The 21,844-nt window shown below is 60.7% G+C and carries 20 protein-coding genes, 1 pseudogene and 3 riboswitches; of the genes and pseudogenes, 4 read left to right on the top strand and 17 right to left on the bottom strand.

The window, feature by feature from the left end; translation table 11 throughout:
• Positions 1-41: 41 nt before the first annotated feature.
• Positions 42-785, bottom strand: a complete 744-nt coding sequence (locus tag FH08_RS0121785; RefSeq protein ID WP_235210446.1) for a DUF4239 domain-containing protein — start codon at positions 783-785, stop codon at positions 42-44.
• A 289-nt stretch (positions 786-1,074) separates the two neighbouring features.
• Positions 1,075-2,604: a PLP-dependent aminotransferase family protein gene (locus tag FH08_RS0121780; protein WP_031360385.1), complete on the bottom strand. Its 1,530-nt coding sequence runs from the start codon at positions 2,602-2,604 to the stop codon at positions 1,075-1,077.
• Positions 2,605-2,726: 122 nt separating this feature from the next.
• On the opposite strand from FH08_RS0121780, the gene FH08_RS0121775 reads away from it, so the two are divergent.
• Both FH08_RS0121775 and FH08_RS48540 read left to right on the top strand, forming a co-directional pair.
• Positions 2,727-3,362, top strand: coding sequence for an FMN-binding negative transcriptional regulator (locus FH08_RS0121775; RefSeq protein ID WP_031360384.1), 636 nt, complete (start codon positions 2,727-2,729; stop codon positions 3,360-3,362).
• A gap of 132 nt (positions 3,363-3,494) precedes the next feature.
• Positions 3,495-3,740, top strand: a pseudogene (locus FH08_RS48540) (cupin domain-containing protein); the annotation flags it as partial.
• Between the two features lie 149 nt (positions 3,741-3,889).
• Here the strand turns inward: FH08_RS48540 and FH08_RS0121760 are convergent.
• The 15 genes from FH08_RS0121760 to FH08_RS0121690 form a co-directional block, all read right to left on the bottom strand.
• The gene (locus FH08_RS0121760; protein ID WP_152602883.1) at positions 3,890-4,123 is read right to left on the bottom strand and encodes a hypothetical protein; all 234 of its coding nucleotides are present in this window, start codon (positions 4,121-4,123) and stop codon (positions 3,890-3,892) included.
• A gap of 27 nt (positions 4,124-4,150) precedes the next feature.
• Positions 4,151-4,498, bottom strand: coding sequence for a DUF190 domain-containing protein (locus tag FH08_RS0121755; RefSeq protein WP_031360382.1), 348 nt, complete (start codon positions 4,496-4,498; stop codon positions 4,151-4,153).
• Positions 4,499-4,527: 29 nt separating this feature from the next.
• Positions 4,528-5,838 (bottom strand): voltage-gated chloride channel family protein, encoded by a 1,311-nt coding sequence (locus FH08_RS0121750; protein ID WP_031360381.1) that lies wholly within the window; start codon positions 5,836-5,838, stop codon positions 4,528-4,530.
• Between the two features lie 76 nt (positions 5,839-5,914).
• Positions 5,915-5,981, bottom strand: a riboswitch (Fluoride riboswitch).
• Between the two features lie 42 nt (positions 5,982-6,023).
• A complete protein-coding gene (locus FH08_RS0121745) occupies positions 6,024-8,015 on the bottom strand; it encodes a proton-conducting transporter membrane subunit (RefSeq protein WP_031360380.1) in 1,992 nt (663 codons plus the stop codon).
• Positions 8,005-8,814 carry an NADH-quinone oxidoreductase subunit NuoB gene (gene nuoB / locus FH08_RS0121740; protein WP_031360379.1) on the bottom strand — a complete coding sequence of 270 codons (810 nt, stop codon included), beginning with the start codon at positions 8,812-8,814 and terminating at the stop codon, positions 8,005-8,007. The genes FH08_RS0121745 and nuoB overlap by 11 nt, the downstream gene beginning before the upstream one ends.
• A gap of 12 nt (positions 8,815-8,826) precedes the next feature.
• Positions 8,827-10,302, bottom strand: a complete 1,476-nt coding sequence (locus FH08_RS0121735; protein WP_235210444.1) for an NADH-quinone oxidoreductase subunit C — start codon at positions 10,300-10,302, stop codon at positions 8,827-8,829.
• Positions 10,303-10,310: 8 nt separating this feature from the next.
• A complete protein-coding gene (locus FH08_RS0121730) occupies positions 10,311-11,786 on the bottom strand; it encodes a hydrogenase 4 subunit F (RefSeq protein WP_031360377.1) in 1,476 nt (491 codons plus the stop codon).
• A gap of 2 nt (positions 11,787-11,788) precedes the next feature.
• Entirely contained in the window at positions 11,789-12,469 is a 681-nt protein-coding gene (locus FH08_RS0121725; RefSeq protein WP_031360376.1) for a hydrogenase, read from the bottom strand.
• A gap of 19 nt (positions 12,470-12,488) precedes the next feature.
• Positions 12,489-13,436, bottom strand: coding sequence for a respiratory chain complex I subunit 1 family protein (locus FH08_RS0121720; protein ID WP_031360375.1), 948 nt, complete (start codon positions 13,434-13,436; stop codon positions 12,489-12,491).
• Between the two features lie 249 nt (positions 13,437-13,685).
• A riboswitch (Fluoride riboswitch) is annotated at positions 13,686-13,756 on the bottom strand.
• Between the two features lie 48 nt (positions 13,757-13,804).
• The gene (locus FH08_RS0121715; RefSeq protein WP_031360374.1) at positions 13,805-14,173 is read right to left on the bottom strand and encodes a DUF190 domain-containing protein; all 369 of its coding nucleotides are present in this window, start codon (positions 14,171-14,173) and stop codon (positions 13,805-13,807) included.
• A gap of 270 nt (positions 14,174-14,443) precedes the next feature.
• A complete protein-coding gene (locus FH08_RS0121710) occupies positions 14,444-16,006 on the bottom strand; it encodes a MutS-related protein (protein WP_031360373.1) in 1,563 nt (520 codons plus the stop codon).
• Complete coding sequence (locus tag FH08_RS0121705) at positions 16,003-17,538, bottom strand: MutS-related protein (RefSeq protein WP_031360372.1); 1,536 nt, start codon at positions 17,536-17,538, stop codon at positions 16,003-16,005. The genes FH08_RS0121710 and FH08_RS0121705 overlap by 4 nt, the downstream gene beginning before the upstream one ends.
• A gap of 404 nt (positions 17,539-17,942) precedes the next feature.
• Positions 17,943-18,006: riboswitch (Fluoride riboswitch) on the bottom strand.
• An 87-nt stretch (positions 18,007-18,093) separates the two neighbouring features.
• The gene (locus tag FH08_RS49575) at positions 18,094-18,447 is read right to left on the bottom strand and encodes a hypothetical protein (protein WP_235210443.1); all 354 of its coding nucleotides are present in this window, start codon (positions 18,445-18,447) and stop codon (positions 18,094-18,096) included.
• 39 nt (positions 18,448-18,486) lie between these two features.
• Positions 18,487-19,392: an NmrA/HSCARG family protein gene (locus FH08_RS0121695; RefSeq protein WP_031360370.1), complete on the bottom strand. Its 906-nt coding sequence runs from the start codon at positions 19,390-19,392 to the stop codon at positions 18,487-18,489.
• A 69-nt stretch (positions 19,393-19,461) separates the two neighbouring features.
• On the bottom strand, positions 19,462-20,040 hold the full coding sequence (locus tag FH08_RS0121690; RefSeq protein WP_031360369.1) for a YceI family protein: 579 nt from the start codon (positions 20,038-20,040) through the stop codon (positions 19,462-19,464).
• 185 nt (positions 20,041-20,225) lie between these two features.
• Here FH08_RS0121690 and FH08_RS0121685 point away from each other — a divergent pair, with 185 nt between their 5' ends.
• Both FH08_RS0121685 and FH08_RS0121680 read left to right on the top strand, forming a co-directional pair.
• On the top strand, positions 20,226-21,164 hold the full coding sequence (locus tag FH08_RS0121685) for a LysR family transcriptional regulator (RefSeq protein ID WP_031360368.1): 939 nt from the start codon (positions 20,226-20,228) through the stop codon (positions 21,162-21,164).
• 138 nt (positions 21,165-21,302) lie between these two features.
• Positions 21,303-21,608, top strand: coding sequence for a DUF4148 domain-containing protein (locus tag FH08_RS0121680; RefSeq protein ID WP_031360367.1), 306 nt, complete (start codon positions 21,303-21,305; stop codon positions 21,606-21,608).
• Positions 21,609-21,844 lie beyond the last annotated feature (236 nt).

The raw sequence follows: 21,844 nt of genomic DNA, 5'->3' as shown, positions 1-21,844 counted from the left end.
TGCGTGTGGCCGTCTCGGACAAGCCGATGAGCGGGCAACGGTCAGCGATTCTCAGGCATCACCTGCAACAGCGGCTCCGGCGTCAGCGCGACTTCTCCTGTAAAGGGCCGATCGTGGGAGAGGATGAGCAAAAAGGTTGTGGCGAGTGCCGCCGAAAACAGACCGATTGCCACGGCAGAGGTCAGCCGGTTGTCGCAATGAACGAACGCGATGGCGAACAGCAGGCACAGCGCCAGAAACGCCAGGCAAAACCATTTGACACCATTCACTTCGCTGCGACTGATCAGGATACGATCGCGACGCACTTCGAGAGCATGCTCCAGGGACGCCGCGACCTCGCGCTGCGCCGTCTGCTGCCCGGGCGTAACGACTGGCAGGGATAGCGTGAACTTCAGTGCGTTGTTCAGCGTGGGAGGGCTCACGTTAAGCGTGACGGCTCCCTTCGCCACGAGCGGCCATTCAGTCGTCGCGGTGTACTGGATGTAGTCTCGGACCATCCTTCGCAGTTCGGTCTGGGCGTCGTTTGGCAAAACGGCAGACATGACAACAACCGATCGCAGCGCACTCGCTTCAGTGGCGACCGCGACACTGGCCCGCGCCGTATCGTTCCAGACCTGCGAGGCCGTGAAGGCGATAAATAAGCCGAATATGATCCCGAGCGGAGAAAGCAGACCGGGCGAAATTGCCTTGAGTGATCGCCCATGTCGACCGGCAGCAAGCCATCCGGTGACGAAATGGACGGCCGCACCCACGAGAAATATCGCGCCGAAAGTGACAAGTGCCATCAACCATAACGGCAGCTCATGTACCCATGTACTCATCATTGTGGTTGCGCAGTGCGCAGTCCGAACGGAATATTCCTGGTGGGTCGGGGAGTCCAAACCCCTCAACCAGACCACGAGGCTCCATCGGTAGTCTGTGCGCTCGACCACGTTGCGCCGTGATGGCAAACGGCGGAAACTGGCCGCCTTTTACCTGTCAACGATCCGCAGAAGTCGACCCCTTTCTGTCTATCAGCACTTGTATCTCAACGGCCGTTTGCGACCTGGTCCCGCCTTCCTTCATGGATGCCCGCTACCCGGCGCCTCGTCGTCCCACACCTGATCTCACGGCGTCAGTGATGACTGCCGCGAGCCGCTGCGCGGCCTCCTCCATTTGTGCATTGCTGAATCCGCCGAACCCAAGGACCAGGCCGGGCCGACCATTCCCTGGCGAGAACATTGGCGATACCGCTCGTACCGCTACTCCGGCTCGCGCGGCCATCGCGACCACCTCGCGGTCGTCCAGGCTTTCCTCGAGCCAGAGAACAAGGTGCATGCCTTGATCGCCGGGTTGAACCCATGCCACCTCCTGAGGCAACAGAGCGTCGATTGCGGCGATGAGCTGTGCCCGATGGTTCGCATACACATTGCGAACCCGCCTGATGTGCCGCTCAAGATGTCCATCCGCCATGAACGCCGCGAGAACGTGCTGATCCGCATTCGGCGGGTGCCGGTCCATCAGGACACGCGCGCCGCAAAACGCATCGGCCAGATCGTGCGGCACGATGACATAGCCCAACCGCAGTGAAGGAAACAGGATCTTGCTGAACGTACCGAGGTAGACCACCCGGTCAGGCTCCGAGCTATGCAGCGACGGAAATGGATAACCCTCGTAGCGGAATTCGCTGTCGTAGTCGTCTTCGACGACCCATGCGTCGTTGGTGCGTGCCCACGCCAGTATCGCGCTGCGTCTCGCCATGCTCAGCGGCATGCCGAGTGGATATTGATGCGACGGCGTCACGAACGCCACTTTCGCGTGCGGCGCTTGCCTGATGCCTGCTTCAACATCGATGCCCTCATCATCCACCGGCACCCGGATCATTGCACTGCCCCGTCCGTTATTCTCGAGCGTGGCAGTGATACCGCGATACGCGGGATCTTCCACCCACGCCTGATCCTTCGATCCCAGCAATACCTGACACGCGAGATACAAGCCCTGCTGCGTTCCGCTAGTGATGATCACCTGGCCGGCGTCGCAGTGCACCGACCGCGACTTGCGCGCGTAGGCAGCAATCGCTTCACGCAGCGGCAGCGCGCCTTTCGGATCGTCATAACCGGCGGGCGCGCCCGGCCCTTTGGCGCGCACACGGTTGCCAAGCCGGCGCCAGATGTCGGCAGGCGCGGTCAGGCCAACGGGGACCGAGACAGCAAATGGCATAGGCGGTAATGGAGTGAATTCGCGCGCCACTTGGGCAAAGCGCGCCGCCGGCTCAGGCAAGCTGGTCCGCGATGCTCGTCCGTGGGCAGTGTGCGCTTTGCGAACCCGCGTCCCTGCTCCTGCTCCTGCTCCCGACAATGCTTCTGCAACGCGCGTGGCCGCACCTCGTTGGGACTCGAGGAAGCCCTCGGCGATCAGTTGCTCATAGGCTTCCACCACCGTTCCACGCGCGACCTGCAAGGAAGCGGCGAGCAGCCGCGTGGACGGCAAAGCGTCGCCCGGAACGATTTCTCCCCTGTGTATCGCCTCTCGCAGCAGCTGCGCCAACTGGCCGGACAGGTTTCCCGCACCGCGTTCTAGTGCGCCGAGCGCGGGAACGTCTAATACAAGGGGAGTGCGCGCCATGATTCTGGTTCAATGAAAATGATTTAAATTGGCTCTACAGGATAAACCAGTTTCGGCACACACTTGCGTGCAAGACGAACACCCTTCGCACTGGTGAAGGACAGAAATTTATTGGAGCACGCATGTATATACCCGCCCATTTCAACGAGTCTCGCAAAGACGTGCTGCACGCACTCATCGCGCAAAATCCCTTTGGCAGTCTGATTACCAATGGCAGGAGCGGTCTGGACGCCAATCACATTCCACTTGATCTTGCCGCGAACGAAGGCGAACTGGGTGTGCTGCATGCGCATGTCGCGCGGAGCAATCCCTTGTGGCAGGACGTCGTCAATGGCGACGAAGTCCTGGTCGTCTTCCGCGCTGGCGATGCGTACGTCTCGCCTACGTGGTATCCGAGCAAGCATGAAACGCACAAGCAGGTGCCGACCTGGAATTACATCGTCGTTCACGCCCATGGGCGCATTACCATTCGCGACGATGAGAAATATGTGCGCGGCGTGATCGCCCGTCTAACCCGCACGCATGAGGCAACGCAGCCCGAACCCTGGAAAATGGGAGACGCGCCGAAGGAGTTCATCGACACTATGGTTAAAGCGATTGTCGGTTTGCAAATCGATATCACCCGGCTCACGGGCAAGAGCAAGCTCAGCCAGAATAAGGAAGTCCGTGATATCCAGGGTGCCGGAGAAGCGCTCAAGGCGCTCGACAATCGGATTGGCGATGCGATGCTTGAGTGCGCGGCGCAGAAGCAACCGTAGCCAGCGTCCTTTGACGGCAGCCCGGCGAAATTCCAGACGAGGAGGACGGCCATGACTGCGCGACAAGAAGCGAAGTTCACCTTCACCGACAGCAACGCTGTCCGCTGACAAAAATCGAAATCGGCAGAGGGCGTCGCGGTGAAAAATCTCGGCAAGGTAAATAGGCGCGCCACGCAACTGGTCCGCTTCGAGCCCGGCGCTGTCTTTCCCACTCACGAGCACAGCGGACCGGAGTTCATCTTCATGCTGGAAGGGGAAGGCATTCAGAACGGTCAGGTTTTGACCGCTGGCTGGGCAGGTGTCGCAGAACAAGGTACCGCCGATGAGCTTTTCCATAGCGATAACGGTTGCCTGTTCCTGCTCAGTTACGCGGTATAACGCTTTGCCGATTGCGCGCCGCAATCGTCTGGCTCAACGATCGTCCGCGCCGATCAACTCCGGATGGAGCCGTATGTGAAGCAACACGCACCAGCGCTTCGGGCAATCGTTGGCGATCGAGATCACCTGCGCCGGCTCACCTTTCAAGCCTAAAAGCCCTGCCCAATCGCGGTCTCATACGCGCGCGCCACGTCCTTTCGTATACAGAGGATCACAAAAGGCACCGTCAACGCGCCGAAGGCCGCAAACCAGAAGGGCGAAACGCTTCCATAGACAGAATTCACTGCCGTGGACAGCATCCAGGCCATGACTTGGGTCACGAGCGCCGCGAACGCCAGCACTGTGAACTGTCCTGTCAGCCACATCCTGGTCCGTGGTTTCATGGTCGACTCCACCTGCGTGGCTGTTCGTCACGTCGCCTGCATCGGCAATTCACACGGCAGGAAAATCGCCCTTACGTTGTCGAGCCCCTTGCCATGCGTACGCCAGAAGTCGCGCACTTTGGCATCCAGGTCAATGAGTTCGATGCAGTGAGGGAAACGGTGATGCGCGATCTCGATGTGTTCGTGACGCAGCCGGTCACCTTTCAGGTAACCCGCATGGACGCGATGCAAGAGTGCCTGCTCGATACCCGCTTCCTTCGCATGGCGAAGTAAGTGCGAGGCAAGGCTCGGTCGCGATACCCGATGCCAGAAGCGTGTCGGACGAGCCCTTTCGGAGTGGTGGAAATACAGGCGAAGCGAAATCAGCTGAGTCATGGCGATAAGCAGGAAAGGGTTCGAAGCGTTCAGGGTTGCGCGGAGACGGTCGCGGCCTTGCGGCGCGCGCGGCGCCAGGCGGGGATATCGGCGAGGCGCATGCCGGCTGGAATGAGCAGATGTTTTGCGTGGCCGACCCGTTGCGCACGATAGATACCCGTGTGGCCGGAGAAGAGATAACTGACCACGCAAGCCAATGCGGCATACACGCCGATCTGAGGACCAAAGAGTTCGATTGCCATCACGGTCGATGCGATCGGGGTATTTGCCGCGCCAGCGAACACGGCGACAAAGCCGAGCCCTGCCAGCACCGGTACCGGCAATGCAAGGACGTGGCCCAGCGCGTTGCCCAGCGTGGCGCCAATATAGAAGAGCGGAGTCACCTCGCCGCCCTTGAATCCTGACGCAAGCGTCACCACGGTGAAACCGAATTTGCCGGCAAAGTCATAGACCGGCAACGGACCGTTGAAGGCTTGCACGATGGTCGGGATCCCCAGACCCAGATACTGCGGAACGTTCAACACGGTGGCGAGGATCGCCACCACGGCGCCGCCAAGTACAGGCCTGAAAGGCGCATAGGCGATCTTGCGTTTGGTGAGGGCGGACAACGCATGCGTCGAGTCGGCAAAGAGCATCCCAACGACACCGAATGCGATACCGGCGACGATCGCGGATCCAAGCCCGAGGGCCGTGACGGGCGGCACGAACGGGATCGCATACACGGTGTGGTGGATGCCCCATAGACGGCATACCGCGTCGGCCACGACTGACGCAACGAGACACGCGAGCAACGCGTCATAGCGCAGGCGGCCGATCGCAAGCACCTCGAGGCCGAAGATCGCGCCGGCGAGAGGCGTGCCGAAGACCGACGAAAAGCCCGCTGCAATGCCGGCCATCAGCAGGATGCGGCGGTCCTCGCGACCTAGGTCGAAGAGGTGCGTGACACGGTCAGCCAGTGCCCCGCCCATCTGGACCGCCGTGCCCTCGCGGCCCGCGGAGCCACCGAACAAGTGGGTGATCACCGTGGCCACCAACACAAGCGGCGCCATGCGCTTCGGCACGATCTTCTGCGGATCGTGAATCTCGTCGATCAGCAGGTTGTTGCCGCCCTCGACGCTCTTGCCAATGCGGTGATAGATCCAGCCGGTCAGGAACCCTGCGAACGGCAGCAACCAGACGAGCCACGGATGATCCACCCGCGTATCGGTGGCGCGGTCCAATGCAAAGAGGAAAAGCGCGGAGGCAGAGCCGGCCAGGGCGCCGAGCACGGAGGAAAGCAGCAGCCAGCGCGCGAGATACGGCACCATGGCTATCTGTTCGACAGACTTGAGACGTTTCATGATTTCTAGGTTTGACGGAACATCAAACCTGGGCGACAGGGCGTCGCACGGACGACCTACGACCTCCTGCACCCAGGAACTCGTAGGCATCATCAGCCGAAAGATCGGCGGTTGTTTGGAGGAATGCCATCTCCAGAAACGCGGATTTTACGGATTAAATTTGCGCGACGCAACAACTGCGTTCCCTATACCAGCGTCAAGGCCAGTATCGCGACAAGCAATCCGCCGATCAGTGCGAGATAGAAATTCAGGTTGCCGGACTGCAATGCGCGCAACTTCTCGGCGGACCACGTCACGATCCGCGTTGCAGGCGCGAACAGGTGCCGCTCAAACAGATCGGTCACGCCCTCGGAAAAGACCAGCCGCTTGATAAAGTACTCACGCTGTTCGTGTTCGCGCTCGGTGCTCATCGTCGGTTGATACACGAAGCTGTAGAACGTGCGCATTGCGTTCGAGAACGTCAGCGGCGTGGTCATCGACTCGCGCCCATCCGTGGTCATGCCGCCGAACCAGACCGCCGTGCGCCGCACCGGACGCGTTTTCGTGAGCCTCAGGAGGGCCAGCGGCAGAAGCGCCAGCAACGGCATCACGATGACGAGCTTCGACGGAGAGATAAAAGCGAACTTGTCGGTCAACGGTACCAGCAGCCATCCGGCGACCATTGCCTGGGGACTGTTGGCTTGGAACAGCGCCTGGGCGCCGCTCGCCAGTGCGTTGAGCCAGAGCGGTGCACCGACGGCCACTGCGAGCACGCATAGTCCCAGCACCCCGACGACTGCCGCATTCCGTCGTGGCACCGGACGCGCGTAGTCGACGTCCGGCATGCCCAGGAGCCCCAACCCGAACAGTTTCACGAACGTAGCGAGCGCCACCGCTGCCGCGAGCGCGAGGCCCGCTCCGGCCAGTACGAGCACGAGGCGTCCTGTGAAGGCCGAGAGATGAAAACCTTGAAACACCGTTTGGAAGACATACCATTCACTGACGAACCCCGCTTGCGGTGGAACGGAGGCGAGGCTCATCACCGCAAAGGCCGCGCCGAGCCCGAGCATGAAACCGCTATTCTTGAGCCATGCGCGCGGCACGATATCGTAGTTCCCGGTCGACGCCTGGATGCCGTCAGCGACCAGAAAGAGCGCACCTTTGGCGAGTGAATGGCCGGCGAGGTGAAGCAGCGCGACGGTCCATGCGAGTCCGGCGAGGTCGCCCAGATGGTCACTTCGAAAGAGTTGCGTCACGCCGAGCATCGCCACCGCAACCGACGCGTTCTCCGCGGACGAGTAGCTGAGCAGCGCTCTCCAGTCGTCCTGCTGGAACGCGAACAAAATCGCCAGCACCGCGCTGACCACGCCGATTGCAATCGCGACAACACCCAGGCCGAATGCGGTGCCGCTATCGCTCGCCACGCCGAGCCAGCTATTCCAGCCACGGCTCAACGCGAAATAGCCGGCGTTCAATACAACACCGGAAAACAGCACGCCGGTCGCACCGCTGCCGCTCGAGTACGCACGCGGAAACCACTCATAGAAGGGGATGAGACCCAGCTTGGCGCCGAAGCCGACGAGCAGCGCGACCCCGGCCACCCACGAGAGAAGCGCTGACGCGTGGGGCGCATGAGCACTGAACGCATCGAAGCTGATACCGCCCGACGCGTGGTCGAGCAGCAGGATCGCGAGGACGAGCGCGATAGCCCCCACCTCGAGCAGCGCAAGCATGAGCAGCACGGAGTTGCCATTGGTATCGCGTGCGCGCTCGCCTGCGAGCATCACTGCTCCGCCGAGGCTCATCACCTCCCAGGCGACGAGCATCGACATGCCGTCTTGCAGGCCGAATACGCCCAACGCGCCCAACAAGCTCAGCGATGCGCCCATCCACCACGTCCCCGAGTGCCCCGAGAGCGGTGAGCCCAGCCAGCAGGCAAAGATGGCCGGTACCAGGCCAAAGCCCAATAACCATAGCGCCGACGGCTCAAGCTTGAACGCGATTCGCTGTGACGCGAGCGCAAACGGAAATTCGACGCGCGGCGTCGCGGTTGGCAAAGCGAGCAGACACGCAACGACGCCCAGTACGCAACCGGCGGTCAGCGAATATCTGACCAACGCGCGCAGCGGAGGCAGCGGCGAAAGGATGGCGGCGGCGAGCCACAGTGCGCTCGTGGCCAGAATCAGATCAGCGCTCAAGCTGCCCTCCTCGCATCCGTTGCTCTGCGCGGCCGAGGAGCAACAGCAGCGCGTGAATGATCGCGGCCGGGTTCGGCGGACAGCCCGGTAGATAGATGTCAACCGGCAGCACGCCATCAAGCCCGTTGCCGCATGCGTAATTGCCGCCAGTGACACCGCCCGACACCGCGCACGTGCCAGTCGCGATGACCCACTTCGGATCCGGCATCGCCTCATAGGTCTGCAGCAGCGGCGCGCGCATCGCGTGCGTCACCGGACCGGTGACGAGCAGGACATCGGCCGAGCGCGGAGACGCCGTGAAGAAGATGCCGAGCCGATGCAGGTTGTAGAACGGATTGTTCAACGCCTGCAGCTCCGATTCACATCCATTGCACGAGCCTGCATCGACGTGCCGGATATGGAGACTGCGCCGAAACGGTCGTCGCGTACGGTCCGAGAGGTCGCTGGCTGCACCGGGCGCGAGCGCCTCGGCCCACACCAGATCGTCGCGTTGCTTCACACCCAGCGCCCAATCTTCAGACGCTGAAAAAGCGCCTGTCGGACACGCTTCGGTACAGAGCTGGCAGACGATGCAGCGGCCCCAGTCCACCTCGGGACGCGCATTCTCGCCAAGCTTCGGCGAAAACGTGATGGCGTGCGTCACGCAAGACTGCACGCACGCGTCGCAGCCGTCCTGGCATTTGGCCGGGTCATAACGCGGCATGCCGAGCACGCCTTGCTGGCCATGCGCGTCGCCCTTGAGCGGCCAGCCGGTACTGGCGCTGCCGCTCGTCAAGCCGAACCATGTCCATAGAGACATAACCGCTCCGTCCTATCGTGCGCAACCCGAAATGGTCAAACCAAAACTCGCCTCGTTGATCGCATAGTCCATCATGTTGCTGTCGTGCACGGTGAAGGGGAAAACCCGCCAGTTCGAAACTGATGGCGACTTGATCTTCGCGCGCGCAATGCGTGACTGGTCGTCGAAGTGAAGCGCGTAGAGCACGCTGCCGCGCGACGATTCCGCCCACCCGAGCCCTTCGGCGTTGGGCACGCGCCGGCAAGGCTCGAGCAGTGGCCCGGTTGGAACGCCGCGTGTGATGGCGTCGTCGAGCAGTCCCAGGCTCGCCTGGAGTTCCGCGATACGCACCTTCATCCGGGCATACGCATCGCCCTCGCTGCGGACCGCGACAGCCGGCGTCAGTTCACCGTACGCGGCATACGGATGATCCCGCCTGAGATCACGATCGATGCCTGACGCCCGTTCGATAGGCCCAGTAGCGCCTTGATCAAAGGCGAGCTGCTGACTGAGCGGCGCGGTGGAAATGAGCCGGTCGAGATGACTGGTGGTCCGCTCGATGAGGTCGACGTACCGGTCCAGTTCACGCCGGAGCGTCGCGACGCCCTGGGAAATCGCAACCACGTCCAGATCACGGCGTACACCACCCGGCCAGACAATGCTGCGCAACAGCCGGCTACCCGATGCAAGCGCATTCATTTGTTTTGCGCGCTCCTCCAGGAGCTTGCCCTGGGCCTCGCCAACCTTCAGCGTGGTCGTGTGGCACAAGTGGCCGAGGTAGTGCAAGTGGTTGTAGGTACGCTCGAGTTCCGCCGCGATGACACGAAGCCACTGTGCGCGCCGCGGAACAATGCACCCCGAGGCGTCCTCGACGGCCTGCGCATACGCGAGCGCGTGCGCGACAGTGTCCACGCCCGATACACGCTCGGCCAGCAGAACACCTCGTTCAATGTCGATCCCCTCGAACTGTTTCTCCATCCCACGATGCTTGAGGAACAGGTTCGGGTGATAGTGGAGAATGCCTTCGCCGACGTAGTAGAAAATGAACTGGGCCGACTCGACCACATCAGCTCGCACGGGACCGAAGGGCAATAACTGAACGTGCTTGCCGGAGACTTGCGGCAGCGTTGGTGCCGCAAGTGAGGCCGCTGCGCTCGCATGCACCGCCCCGCCAGGCTCGAGCGGGCCACGCGCCGTCTGAGGCAGAAATGCACTCACCAGACGCTCCGGCTCTGGATGGCCGGCGAACGCGATGCCGCTCATCTCCATGATCTCGCGCTCGTGCCAGCCAAGCAGTGGAGACTTCGCCGCAAGACTCGCGACTGGTTCTTTGCCCGCATCGACACGCCAGCTCATAAACTCCCGCTGGCCGGGCGTGGTCGAGATGTACCGCAATTCCGGTGCGTCCGGTCTCGGAAACCACGCATACGCAACCTGCATGCGACCTCCGTGATCAAGAAGATCGGCAGCGGCCGCGTTGAGTTCGGCAGGCGTTATGGTCTTGAGCATGCAGTTGTTCATCGCGCCACCCCTCCCAGATCCGCGGCGACCAGTTCGAAGAAGCGCCACAGGTCTTGCGGCCACCACACACCGAGGATCAACACCGGCGCCAGGGCGAGCCACATCGGGACGGTCATCCAGGCGCTGACGCTCACCTTACGAATAATCTCGTGTGCCTCGCCCGCTGGCGTGGCTTCAAAGTACATGGCCCTGAAGTGGTTGAGAAAGCCGATGAAGATAACAATCAGCAGTAGCAACATCACGATCACGGCCCAGGCGTTCGAACTCGCCATGCCAGCGCGCATCAATGTCAGTTCGCTCAGAAAGAGCCCGAACGGAGGTGCACCCGTGATCGCCACGGCGCCAGCCAGCCACAGCGCCCCCGTGACCGGAAAACGAGTCCACACGTTGCGTATCTCGCCCATGTCCTTGGTGCCGAATACGCGCATGACGTTGCCGGCGCCAAAGAACATGAGCGACTTGTTTAGCGAATGGTTGAGCATGTGATAAAGCACGGCGGCGATCGCGAGCGGGCCGCCGAATCCGAATCCGAGCGCCAGCACGCCCATGTGCTCGACGCTGGAATAGGCCATCAGCCGCTTGATGCCCTGCTGCTTCACGATGAAGAGCGCGGCGACAAACAGCGAAAACGCGCCAAACGCGACGAGCACCGTGCGCGGCAGCAGCGAGGAACTCGCGGCATCCGTGATGGTGAGGAATCGCGCGATGCCAAGCATCGCCGTGTTTAAAAGCGCACCGGAGAGCATGGCGGACACCGGCGCTGGACCCTCGCTGTGTGCGTCGGGCAGCCACGTATGCATCGGCGCGAGGCCCGCTTTCGTGCCATAGCCCACCAGCACGAGCAGGAACGCCATCTGGGTGAGGGCCGGATTCATCTGCGGGGCCGCATGGCGCAGCGCATCCCAGGTCATGTCGTAAGTCGGGCCAATGACGAGACTTCCCGCCCAGTAGAACAGCACGGTCCCGAGCAGCGCGAGGCTGATGCCCGCGGACACCACGATGATGTATTTCCACGCCGCTTCGATCGCTTCCCGGCCGCGCTCGAAGCCGACGAGGAACGTGCTGACGAGCGTGGTCAGCTCGATCGCAATCCAGTAGACACCGATATTGTTCATGATCGGTCCGCAGATCATCGTTGCCGCGAACAGGGCAAAAAGCGCATAGAAGTTCGGCAGCTGTTCGCGCTCCTCAGCCAGCAAGCGCATGTAGCCGACGGCATAGATCGAAGCGAGGCAATACACGAGCGCGGTGCAAACCAGCGTCCAGGCGGCCAGCGCATCGACCACCACATAATCGTGCAGGAACCGATACCCGTCCTTGACGTTGCACGCCAGCGAAAGCGCCGCAACCACGCAGACGAACGACGCGATCAGGTTCGCATACTCAGCGACGCGCGCATGCCGGCACGCGGCGCAAATAGCTGCAGCAACGAGGGGTGAAACAACGATCACGATGCTCAACGTTTCGATCATGATCACCCCACCAGCCGTGTGAGTTCACGGCTGCTCGTGCTGCCGACGTGCTCGACCAGATAACGAACCAACACGCCGAAGCTCACCACGATGACGAGCAGATCGAAGAGCAACACCAGTTCGATCAACATCGGCATGCCCGGAACGAGGATTTGTGAGCCCAGGAAAATGCCGTTCTCCAGGATCAGCAGGCCGAGCACCTGGCTGATCGCCTCATGACGCACCGCGAGCATCAGGAAACCAATGAGCTTCATCGACAGCATCACTGTGAGCGCCAGCACTACGACAGTGCCGCCGAAACCCAGCGCGTTACCCAGATGGTTCGATACCACGAACGCAAAGAGCACCAGCAGCGCACCGAGCACGATGCTTGAACTCGGCTGCAAGATGACGTGCAACTCACGCTCGACTTTCAGCCGGACGATGATTCGCCAGATCAGATAAGGCAACACCAGCCCCCGAAAGAGCGCGGTCAGGGCCGCGATCAGGTACAGCTCGTGATAGTTACCGTAGTAACCCACGGCTCCGGAGAGCGCCGCGATCAGCCACGACTCGGCCATGAACGCGAGCAGGTAGTCTTTCAACCAGCGCGAACCCAGCATCACGAACGCGAGCAGGAGACTGCCGATCGCCAGCAGGCTGAAGAGGGATGCGGCAAGCGGACTCAAATGGGCGAGCAGCATGATGTGTCACCTAAGTTGGTCACCGAAGCTGGTTGGCGGCGATCGCAAGCACCGCCAGCATGAACGATGCAGCAAGCGGTTCCTGATAACGAAAGAAGCGCAAGCGGGATTGCGCCGTCTCGACCAGCACCACGACGAGTGCAACCAGCAGCATGCGCAGGAATAGGCCGATCGCTGCACCCAGTACACCCAAGGCCGTACCGCGTTGCGAGAGTCCCCACGGCAACGTCAACACGTTGCAAAAGATGGTGTAGAGAATGAACTGCTTCATCATCGACGCCCATTTGAGCAGCGCGAGAAGCGATCCCGAATACTCGAGGATGCGTGCCTCTTCGATCATGTACACCTCGATGTGCGTGCTCGAGTGAATCGGCAGACGGTCCGTCTCCACCAGCAGCAAAACAAAAAAGGCGAACACGAGAAAAAGGTGCGCAGGACTCCAGTACACGGAGGGTTGTGCCACCAGCAAATGGTTCACGACGAACGGCAGCATCGATTTGGCGAGGAGCGTAATGCCGACCAGCACGAGGATCAGCGTCGGCTCCGCGAGAATGCCGAGCATGACCGAGCGGCTCGAGCCAATGCCACCATAAGCGCTACCCGAATCCAGCCCCGCGAGCACGACAGCAAACGACCCGAGCGTCAGGATAAGGCCGCCGCCCAGGATGTCGCCCATGTCGGATAGAGGAAGCGGAAAGTCCGTGAGCACCGGAATCAGGATGGGCACCGTCAGCATGCAGGTGAAGGCCACGACGGGCGCAACCCAGTAGATCCACGAGGCGCTGTCCGGCACCACGAGTTGCTTGTGGAAGAGCTTCCACAGATCCCGATACGGTTGGAATATGCCAGGGCCGCGTGCGCGTTGCACACGCTCTTCCCATTGCAGGATGACGCCCTGCAGCAGCGGCGATACTGCGATGACGGTTACCACCTGGGCAACCTGGAGTGCCACGTCGCGTGTGCTCATGCGCCCTCCGCTGAAACGAAGGGTGCGCTTACACTGCGATGGGAACGTGTCTCAACGCACGTGCGGATCGCTAGACAATGACGCGACCAAACGCGGTCACGAAGGCGGCGACGAAAGCGGGAACAAGCACGATACGGCGACTCGCTGATGCATCCCATATTCTTGTGTTCTTGTAGGCAACAATATGCCCGGGGATGCTCAAAGAAACGAGCCGGCGGAAAAATGCCTACCGGCCCCGAAGCGCCCGGGGACCATGTAGGCATCATTAGCCGCTAAGCTGCTAGCGGCGGTTAGGGAGGAATGCCATCTCCGCCAGATTCAAACTTGAGTATAGGTGACGCGCCGACGTGTGCAAGGTCGGCATCGAACTATCTTGGCGAGCGGCCGTAGAGCGAAAAATGCTTCGGCGGCTTAGGCGGGACATCGTCGCCGATAATTCCGAACTCGATGGGAAAGCGCGTATAGAACACGTGCACGTTTTCGGCACGCACGACATCCAGGATGTGTTCGGCCTCGTCCTCGGTCACAGCAAGAATGATCTGCAGCGGCTGATCGGCGAGTTTAAGCATGTGCGCCGCATGATGCCCACCCGCGTGGCCGATGCCTTCTGCGCAGCTGATGACGGTCGCACCGCGGATCCCAAGTTCGCGAACCTCGTGTAACAGCCACTCGCATACGGTCTGGTGGCCGTGCTTGCGGTTCTGCTCGGTATAGAACGTCAGTTGATAGCCGTTCATCACCCACCTCCCTTGGCGCAATAGGCCCTCCTGCCCACCGTGCGGCGCTGCGACGCGCTGGCAGACTGTCAAGGGCCCCTATCACTATTCATTCTAGTTCATGGGTCCGGCGATGCACGACTGTGCAGTGCGATACTGCGCGAGCGCCGTCATGTGATTCTTGCGATGGCTCTGGTTAGCCGCGAACACCCTTAGCTGACTGCCTTTTCTAGGTCACTCCGACTCGAGATTGACTACCGCGCGGCGGTGCATGCGTTCTTACAAACCCATCTATTCAACCTTCGACAGACTGACGGAGATGGACTCGCCATGCGCTTCCAAGTCATCCTCCGAGTCACCTTGCGAGAAGAATATTCGCCTGTACAGATCTTCCCCATAGCTGGTTTGCAAGGGTTCAGCCTCAGTCAACTTGAACGTGCGCTCGCCGTCCGCGCGCCGCTCCGCTCTCAGGAACATCATGCCCCGCGCCTCCTGCTCATGCAGCCCGTGAGCCAGCGCGTACAGATGCGTCACCAATACAATTTTCACGCGCTTTTTCAACAACGCCGCGATGATCTGGCGCGCGATCTCGGAACCCTCGCGCTCGTTGGTTGCCGCGAATGACTCATTGCACAACAGCAGCGAGTGTTCGCGAATGTGATCGACGATTTCGCTCATTCGCTTGAGTTCCTCATCGAGCTTGCCGCTCTTCATCGACGCGTCTTCTTCGCGCTTGTAATGCGTAAAAATCCCGTCGCATACGTTCGCCGAAAACGACGCCGCCGCGACGAACATTCCGCATTGCATCATGACCTGCGCCTGGCCGACGGCGCGTAAGAACGTCGACTTGCCGCCTTGATTTGCACCGGTGATGACAACGAGGTCGCGGCCATCCCCGGCCACGTCGTTGCCGACGGGCGCACGCGCGATGCGCAGCGCGAGACTGGCATCGTACAACCCGTTAAAGGTGTGCCTCCTTTCACTGCGCTCCAATGGAACAGGAACGCACACGGCCAGGCGCAGCCGCGTCAGTTCGTGATGCAGATTGACGCATCCGATGTAGAAAGCCAGTTCCGTGCGCAGCATCGTAAAGAAGCTGAGTATGTGTTCCGCGGACTGGGCAAGTGCATTCGCGACGAGATTGATGCCGCGCGCCTCCAGGTCCGACAATGCTCTGGCACCCGCCTCGTCCCGGTCCGCGATATGAAACGTCGACGAGCGAGGCCGCTTTGCAAACAATCGCCTCAGAAGATTGGGATCCTTCTCGTGAGGTTTCCGGAGCACGTAGTGGATTCCCTTGTTGCCCTGGCCCAGCCCGGCACTGATCAGCAGGCCGTGGTTGAACCTGAGCTCCTTGAGGCAACGTTGAATTGTCACGAAATACTCGTCCGTCAACTCTCGCTGGATCATCGAGAAGAATTGATCGAACCCTTCTGATTGAAACTGCGCCGCCTGCGTGTCGGCGACATCTCGCAGTTTCTTCAGAACGCCGACGAATTGCTGAATCAAGTCGCGTGCGCCGTGCAGCACCGAACTGGGTGACCCCGAAAACACCCCGTAGTAGCACTTTCGCCTTGTTTCGATCCCCTCGATCGCGATAGCGTATATCTGCCTCACTACTGCTTCGAAGAAGATGCAGTCGCTAAGGACTGCCTGACGATAAATAATTTCGTCCAGTTTGATGGAGCTCGCCGGGACCACTCGTTTGGTCACGTCGTAGACGAACGCATCGCCCTGCGCCATCGCCTGATAGAGCGTGTTCAACTCCAGGTCCTGTACGAGCTCCGCCTCATTCCACACGGCCTCCTGGCACATATCCAGGTCGCGTTCCTGGTATAAAAGATAAGCCTTCATAGCCCGAGCCGCTCCGTCAAATGATCATAGGTCAGGCCATAAAGCTCTGCGACCGACACTGCATACGCCCGGCCGTCGGCGGGCCTTCTTCTCACGCGGAAGGTTCGAGAAGCCGGGTCTTCGGGCGTGACTTCGCTCACCATGCTCACGGCTCGATCGTCGAGATGAGCGAGCTCTTCGATGAAGGTCACGCAAACGCACAAGGCATCGCGTTGCAGTATCTCGCCGATGATTTTCCTGCTCAGGAACAGCGCGTCCGTCAGCGTTGTAGAACTGAATATTTCGTTCATGATGATGACGCTTCGCGACGTGGCGTGCGCCAGGATTTGACGGACCCGCATCAGGTCGTCCTGGAGCTTGCCTCGCAGGTCTTTCGTATTCTCCTCGCGCTCGAAGTGCGTGAACAGCTGGTCGCACAGAAAAAGCTCGGCGTTCCGGCCTGGTATGGGACAACCTATCTTCGCCAGATAGTGCAGTTGGCCGAACGTGCGGGCAAAGGTCGTTTTTCCGCCGTTGTTGGGACCCGATACGACAATCAGGCGTTCTTCGCCATCGAGATGGCAATCGTTACAGACCACATGCGCCTTTTCGACAGCGAGCTTGTGCGCGAGCGCCAGATCAAACGTCTCGTCGCAGTGCACCGCTTTGCTAGTCGACGACATACGTGGGTAGCAAAAACTCAAACCCACAGATTTGCAGATGCCGATGTAGTCGCGGTACGCCAGGTAAAATTGAACTTCACGATCGAACGTCTGGATCGTGGCGTCGAGATAATCCGCGTTGTTCACGCAATACGCAGCGAGTTCGATGAACACCTGAGGGTGCAGCTGCGCGACGAAATCCAGTACACGGGCTTCGACATGGTTCATGTCCAGCCAGTCGCGCAGCTCTGCGCGGTGATCCTTGACCGCCCCTTGCTTGAATTTTTCGAAGATACTCAGGACGTCGGCACTTTGATCAATTTCTGAATCATAGTGAAGCACCGTGACCGTGCTCCCCTTGACGCGAATGCAATACCGAATCGCCGCCAGACTCTCCTTGATATGGATCGCGTCATGCATGAGCGACTGAAAGCGAGCTGATGCAACATACCCGCTCAGGGTCAGATGAAACTCACGCAACCCTTTCGATCTGGGCGCCGCCAGCGGCAGATCACGGGAAAAGGTCTCGAGTGTCTTGCAATAAACCGCGATCGCTTCGAGAAGCCACCACTCGCTCTGGAGCCGGTAGTGGAGCTTCTCCGCCTGCGCAAGATGCTGGCGCATCTTGCGCAGGCCGACGGCGAAAGCGTTGAGGCTGTCGAGCACGGCGACATTGTCGAGGTCCTGCATGACCTCATGCCGGTAGGTGATCGCTCCCTCGCGCGCCAGCTCGGTGTGGAAGAAGGGCTTAAGCATGTACTCGTCCCGTCCCAGCGTGACTGCAGAGACGATCTGGTCGAGATTGAGGTCGCCGAAAAACGCCGGCTCCGACGTATCGTCGCGCCTTGGGCCGTCTTCCTGCTTTTCGAACAGGATGCTGTGAAAGACCACGCGTATCCCCTTCTTGTTTGAAGACTACATTCGCACCCCGCAGATCAATGCGGCCGATAGCCCGCCTGTAGGTCGCCTCCACATTGATTCGGGCAAGCCATGCCGCTAGCGGGCTAGCGCTGAACCGGATGACGCGACACCACGCGGCGCAAGAGGACACTCCGGGCAGCGCGCACGCGTGCGCCCGCATCGAGCGGAATGTCCTAAGAGAGGCCCGCAGGCCGATAGTCGAGAGATAGCCGACCCATCATGCTTCCTTGTTCGACGAGCAGCCTACGCAATCGAATTGGATCGCGGAGGGACTGCACGGACGGTGATGGAAACTGGGATCGGGCGCCGTGCTAACGAGGCGCATGTTTTAAAGCAAGTGAAGCCGTTGGACGCGCGCCCACAGTGCCATACCCAGGCCTGTAGGCATCATCAGCCCGTTGCGGGCGGTTACGGAGGAATGCCATCTCCGACGTCAATTCAAAGTCTACGCCTCGCAAGCTGCAGGGACAACCCCCTTGCCAAGCAGCGGTCGGACACCTGTTTATTCCGCGAGGGGTGTCCAAGTCATCTAGCTTGATGGGCGTCGCCCGTCGTTGTGCCTGTCCGCAGGGCGGTGATCTGTGCGTCGGTCCAACCGTTCATGCCGGCGAATCGACTGGCGATACCCATCATGTAGTCGTTCCCGACCGTGGCCGCAGTGGCGAGATTTAGCGCCCAGCTCACCTTCGGATCAAGGGTGCCGTGCTCGGCGGTCACGGCGCGCAGCGATGCGTACGCCGCCAACACTGCAGGAGAATGCGCCATCTGGGCATGCAGGTTCAGGTGACGTCCCGTCGGCGAAGACTGGGCAATCTTTTGCAGAAGCGGGCGCGACGCATCGGGTGCGCTCTCGACTGTGTGGGTAGGAATTCGGCTCATGGGGTTTGGCTCGTTCGTGATTCGATGAGTGCACTTCGTTCAGGTGGCGGCGGGGATCGAAAAGTTCGCTTTGGCCCACGCCGCAAACTTCGTCGGCTGCTGGCCGGCGACTTTGATGGCGAGCGCGATCGCGTCACGCGAATCCGAGCCGAGATAGGTGTGCGCTTCGAAGTAGGCGAGCATGGCCGCGATACCGTCTGCGTGCGGAAACCAGTTGGCAAAAACCTCGCGCGGGACTTGCTTGAACGAGAGCGTGTTTCCTTGCTGATTCAGGGTGGCGATGATCTCGTTGAAGCTCAGAAAATCGCCCACCAGCGCCAAATGTTCGCCGTGCCCCGCGAGTTCCGGCTGCGCGAACGCGCCGGCCACGAGGCGGCCGAGTTCAGTGATGTCGCCCATATGGATGACGCGCCGCTCCGGATCGAGCGGCAGCGCCCAACCAACGCTACCATCCGGTTGCTTCTGCGGAGCCATCTGGCCGATCAGGTTTTGGTAATAGAACGGCGCGATCACGAACGTGTGATACGCAAACCCGGCCTCTCTCACGACGGGTTCAATTTTCGCCTTGGCCGTGAAGTGCGCGACATCGATCGTGCCGCCTGTGATCGTCTCCACATTGGGAAGCGTCGACCAGATGACGTGCTGCACGCCGGCGTCTTTCGCCGCGTTGACGGCCGCGAGCGCCTGCCTGGGCTCGTCTGCCTGTGCTTCCCAGGCATTGGTCACCAGGAAAGCGCCATGTGCTCCGGCAAAGGCGGCCTTAAGGGTTTCCGGTCGATCGAAATCTGCCAGAACGACTTCGTCACCCAGGTTCGGATGCTTGGCCGGATTGCGCGTCAACGCGCGCACTTTGAATTGACCGCTCGCCTGCAGCGCGCGCACAACGGCGCCGCCTTGCTGGCCGGTTGCGCCCACGACGGCGATGAGCTTCTGGGTGTTCGACATGATTGCGCTCCAAGGGATATTTTGTTGAAGGGTGCGACCTCACGCAGCGAGGGCGGCGGTCCGACGGAACTACTGCTTCAGCGCTTCGGCCGAGATGAGCAGTTTGGTCTTCATACTGAAGCCGTAAGTCTTGCCAAAGTCGACGCCGAAGTCGCTGCGATCGAATTCGCCCACCGCGTCGACGCCGCACACTTCGCGCTTGAGCATCGGATGTTGCATGCACTTGAACGAGTCAATTTTCAGCGTTAGTGGCTTGGTCACGCCATGCATCGTGAGATTGCCGACGATAGCGGCCGGCTTGTCGCCCGTGAACTCGATCGTGCCCTTGTAGGTCGCGTCCGGAAACTTCGACGCGTCGAAGAACTGATCCGACTGCAGGTTCTGATCGAGCTTCGTGCTACCCGTGTGGACCGACGCAATGTCGGTCGTCACTTCAACGGCGCCAGTCTTCGCCGCGCGGTCGAGCGTCACGGTGCCCTGCGACTTGTCGAACTTGCCACGCCAGACCGACAGGCCGCCAATGTGGTCGGCCTCGAAACTCGGGTACGTGTGGTCAGGATCAAGCTGGTACGTTGACACGTCCGCGAATGCCGAAAACGACAGCGAGGCGGCGAGTGCACCAGCCGCAATCATCAGATGCTTCTTCAAATCAATTTCCTTGAATCGTTAAGTTGCCGCGCCGTGCGCGGTTTCAGGTGATGCAATGCCACGGTGGAGCGGAGGAATGACTTTTTACGGCCGCCTCTTGTGGAACATCTCAAGTATGGAGATCAAATTCGCTTCACACTAGATGGTAAAATGGGATTGGATTAATCCATTTATGGAGGAATAACATGCTCGATCTGAATGATCTGGCGATGTTCGTCCAGGTGGTCCGCGCCCGTAGTTTCTCCGAGGCAGCGCGGCTTCTCCGAATGCCAGCAAACACGCTGAGCCGGCGCATCGATAAACTCGAAGGGCAACTCGGCACACGTCTGCTTCATCGCTCCACCCGCAAACTCGCGCTGAGCACGGAAGGTCAGGCGCTGTTCGAGCGCTATGCGCCGGCGCTTGACCAGATCCTCGAGATCGGGCGGCTCCATGCAGATGAACAGGCACCGTCCGGCTCGGTTCGCGTTGCCGCGATGGCTGGCCTGTTCGAACTCATCGGGATGGAATGGCTGGTCGAGTTTTACGCGCGCTATCCACACATCAGCCTCGAGTTCCTGCTCGACGATACGCCGACCGATCTGATCTCTGAGCGTATCGATCTGGCCTTGCGCATGGGCATCGAGACCGGTAGCGGTTTTAAGGTACGTCGGCTTGCTCCGAGTGCAATGATCCTCGCGGCGAGTCCGGCCTATCTGGAGCAGCGCGCTGCACCGCGCACGCTGCGTGAACTGGCCGAACACGACTGTCTGACGATTTCCAATCGGCAGGGGCGCCACACGTGGCGGCTGCAGGGTCCACGCGGCAGTCAGGAAGTCTCGATCAACAGCCGGTTCGCGGTCAACGACATGCGCGTGCTGGCGCAGGCTTGCACAGCTGGACTGGGTATTGCGCTGCTGCCGCAGCTAATAGTTGAGCCAAACATGGCGAAGGGGAAACTGGTGCGCGTGCTGCCGACCTATCGGCGCGCGAGCACCGGCCTCGGTCTGCAGCTCGTCTACACGAGCCGCCCACCGGTGCCGCCCGCAGTTGCGGTCTTCGCCGAATTTCTTGCGGAGAAAATGGGCGAAGCGATGACAAACCCCTCGCAGAGCCATACCGAGTCGCCGGCCGAACGGCCGTAGATAGCCGGTTATCGACCTTTGCCGGCAATCACAGGCTGGCGAAGGCCGAGGGGTGGGAAGCGCCTCGGCTCGACACCCGACCTGCGGCCGGGAATAAACCATGCGTGGTAAGCGTTCCTTCATTGGAGGAAATGCAAAATGAAGAATGCAAACAAGGCTTGGCCGATGCTTCCCGCGTTGGTGCTTCTGCTTACCGCATGTGCCACAGGGGGCATGCAGGCAGGCTCGGGGACACACCTGAGCGCAATGGAATGTCGCGACCTGACCGAGATCAGGAATAAGGCACCCGTTACCCACGAGCGCAATATGAGTGAACTGTCGGCTTTGGAGAAAGCGGGCTACCACCCTGGATGGTTTAATGATGATCCTTACTACCCAGCCGATCTGGAGGCCGCGCAGCGTCAGGTCAATATCTGGTACGAGACCGAGTGCCCGAAAACATAGCCCGGTTGCGTAAATACCGGCCCCCCGGCGTGCGCGCCCACGCTTCGGGCAAGCAGTAAATACGTTCCTCGGACATCTCCGCAGCTCGTGCCCATGTCACGCCTGAGCCTCGCGATGCTGGCGGCGGGCAGGAATATGCCCCCGGCAAGCATCGCGCTGATGGCGGCATGAAGCGCGTCAGGAGGCGACGATTTGGGCACGTATCCCATGGCGCGAAGCTCGATGCATCGCGTAAT

The organism is Caballeronia sordidicola (assembly GCF_000729995.1).
GTDB classification, from domain to species: Bacteria; Pseudomonadota; Gammaproteobacteria; order Burkholderiales; family Burkholderiaceae; genus Caballeronia; species Caballeronia sordidicola_A.
This window is presented reverse-complemented; position numbering and strand designations above follow the sequence as displayed.

Coding starts and splice junctions, on each gene's coding strand:
- FH08_RS49575 (WP_235210443.1), bottom strand. CDS start 18,447: ATGAGCCGAATTCCTACCCACACAGTCGAGAGCGCACCCGATGCGTCG.
- FH08_RS0121685 (WP_031360368.1), top strand. CDS start 20,226: ATGCTCGATCTGAATGATCTGGCGATGTTCGTCCAGGTGGTCCGCGCC.
- FH08_RS0121730 (WP_031360377.1), bottom strand. CDS start 11,786: ATGATCGAAACGTTGAGCATCGTGATCGTTGTTTCACCCCTCGTTGCT.
- FH08_RS0121750 (WP_031360381.1), bottom strand. CDS start 5,838: ATGAAACGTCTCAAGTCTGTCGAACAGATAGCCATGGTGCCGTATCTC.
- FH08_RS0121725 (WP_031360376.1), bottom strand. CDS start 12,469: ATGCTGCTCGCCCATTTGAGTCCGCTTGCCGCATCCCTCTTCAGCCTG.
- FH08_RS0121710 (WP_031360373.1), bottom strand. CDS start 16,006: ATGAAGGCTTATCTTTTATACCAGGAACGCGACCTGGATATGTGCCAG.
- FH08_RS0121680 (WP_031360367.1), top strand. CDS start 21,303: ATGAAGAATGCAAACAAGGCTTGGCCGATGCTTCCCGCGTTGGTGCTT.
- FH08_RS0121785 (WP_235210446.1), bottom strand. CDS start 785: ATGGCACTTGTCACTTTCGGCGCGATATTTCTCGTGGGTGCGGCCGTC.
- FH08_RS0121755 (WP_031360382.1), bottom strand. CDS start 4,498: ATGACTCAGCTGATTTCGCTTCGCCTGTATTTCCACCACTCCGAAAGG.
- FH08_RS0121720 (WP_031360375.1), bottom strand. CDS start 13,436: ATGAGCACACGCGACGTGGCACTCCAGGTTGCCCAGGTGGTAACCGTC.
- FH08_RS0121695 (WP_031360370.1), bottom strand. CDS start 19,392: ATGTCGAACACCCAGAAGCTCATCGCCGTCGTGGGCGCAACCGGCCAG.
- FH08_RS0121780 (WP_031360385.1), bottom strand. CDS start 2,604: ATGGCGCGCACTCCCCTTGTATTAGACGTTCCCGCGCTCGGCGCACTA.
- nuoB (WP_031360379.1), bottom strand. CDS start 8,814: ATGTCTCTATGGACATGGTTCGGCTTGACGAGCGGCAGCGCCAGTACC.
- FH08_RS0121775 (WP_031360384.1), top strand. CDS start 2,727: ATGTATATACCCGCCCATTTCAACGAGTCTCGCAAAGACGTGCTGCAC.
- FH08_RS0121760 (WP_152602883.1), bottom strand. CDS start 4,123: ATGAAACCACGGACCAGGATGTGGCTGACAGGACAGTTCACAGTGCTG.
- FH08_RS0121715 (WP_031360374.1), bottom strand. CDS start 14,173: ATGAACGGCTATCAACTGACGTTCTATACCGAGCAGAACCGCAAGCAC.
- FH08_RS0121735 (WP_235210444.1), bottom strand. CDS start 10,302: ATGCTCAAGACCATAACGCCTGCCGAACTCAACGCGGCCGCTGCCGAT.